Annotated in this window: 2 protein-coding genes; both read left to right on the top strand. The window is 68.7% G+C overall.

Annotation, left to right across the window (positions count from 1 at the left end):
* Nucleotides 1-47: 47 nt before the first annotated feature.
* Entirely contained in the window at nucleotides 48-1133 is a 1086-nt protein-coding gene (tsaD, locus tag EOA38_RS36630; RefSeq protein WP_189350629.1) for a tRNA (adenosine(37)-N6)-threonylcarbamoyltransferase complex transferase subunit TsaD, read from the top strand.
* A partial coding sequence (locus EOA38_RS36625) for an NAD(P)-binding domain-containing protein (protein WP_348627555.1) occupies nucleotides 1130-1399 on the top strand: 270 nt, incomplete at its 3' end. The genes tsaD and EOA38_RS36625, both read left to right, overlap by 4 nt.

Raw genomic sequence — 1399 nt, 5'->3', positions numbered from 1 at the left:
ATATAGGAAAGGCCGGCGACACAATCTTCGAGGACAGCGACCAATTGATCCGCGTTCTGGGCATTGAGACGAGTTGCGACGAGACGGCTGCCAGCGTTGTGGCGCTGGACGACGGCTCGGCGCCCGAAATCCTGTCCAATGTCGTGCTCAGCCAGATCGAGGAGCATGCCGCCTTCGGCGGCGTCGTGCCCGAGATCGCGGCGCGCGCCCATGTCGAGGCGCTGGACGGGATCATCGAGGCAGCGCTGACCGATTCGGCCATATCCCTCGACGAGGTCGACGCCGTCGCCGCCACCGCTGGGCCCGGTCTGGTCGGCGGGCTGATCGTCGGACTGATGACGGCCAAGGCGATCGCGGCCGCCGCCAACAAGCCGCTGATTGCCATCAACCATCTCGAAGGCCACGCGCTGACCGCAAGGCTGACCGACGGGCTCGACTTCCCCTATCTGCTGTTGCTCGTCTCCGGCGGCCACACCCAGATCGTCGCGGTGCGCGGCATAGGCGACTACCAGCGCTGGGCCACCACCATCGACGATGCATTGGGCGAAGCCTTCGACAAGACGGCCAAGATGCTCGGCCTGCCCTATCCCGGCGGGCCGAATGTTGAGAAGGCGGCGGCCAGCGGCGATGCGGGCCGCTTTGCCTTCCCGCGCCCGATGAAAGGCTCGGCGCAGCCCGATTTCTCCTTCTCGGGCCTGAAGACGGCCGTCCGCCAGGCCGCGACGGCGATCGCGCCGCTCAGCGACCAGGACGTCGCCGACATCTGCGCCTCTTTCCAGGCTGCGGTTGCGGATGCGCTGGGCGACCGTGTCGCGCGAGCGCTCGCCCGCTTCCGCCTGGAATTCCCGGACAAGGCGAACCCCGCGCTGGTCGTTGCCGGCGGCGTCGCCGCCAACCGGACGATCAAGGGCACACTTGAGGCGCTTTGTTCCAAAGCCGGCTTCACATTCCTCGCGCCGCCGCAGAAACTCTGTACCGACAATGCGGCGATGATCGCCTGGGCCGGCATCGAGCGGCTGCGCGCCGGGATAGTGGGCGAGAATGCCGCGGACTTCGTGCCGCGCTCGCGCTGGCCGCTGGACAGTGTTTCCGCTCCTTTGGTCGGCTCGGGCCGGCGCGGTGCCAAGGCATGACCAAGAAGACTAAAAGCGGCAGAAAGCCGCCCAGCGGCTGGCGCGTCGCGGTGCTGGGCGGCGGCGCCTGGGGCACGGCGCTGGCGCTGGCCATGCTGCGCGCCGGCCATTTCGTGCGGCTTTACGCGCGCGACGGCGAGACCGTGGCGGCCATCGATCGCGGCGAGAATGCGCGCTACCTGCCCGGCATCGCGATCGAGCCCGGCATCGTCGCCACCAGCGATATCGCCGCGGCGCTCGGCGGCACCGATTGCGTGCTGGTGGTG

This window comes from Mesorhizobium sp. M1E.F.Ca.ET.041.01.1.1 (assembly GCF_003997355.1).
Taxonomy (GTDB): Bacteria; Pseudomonadota; Alphaproteobacteria; order Rhizobiales; family Rhizobiaceae; genus Mesorhizobium.
The sequence above is the reverse complement of the archived record's forward strand: the minus strand, read 5'-3'. Positions and strand labels throughout refer to the sequence as shown.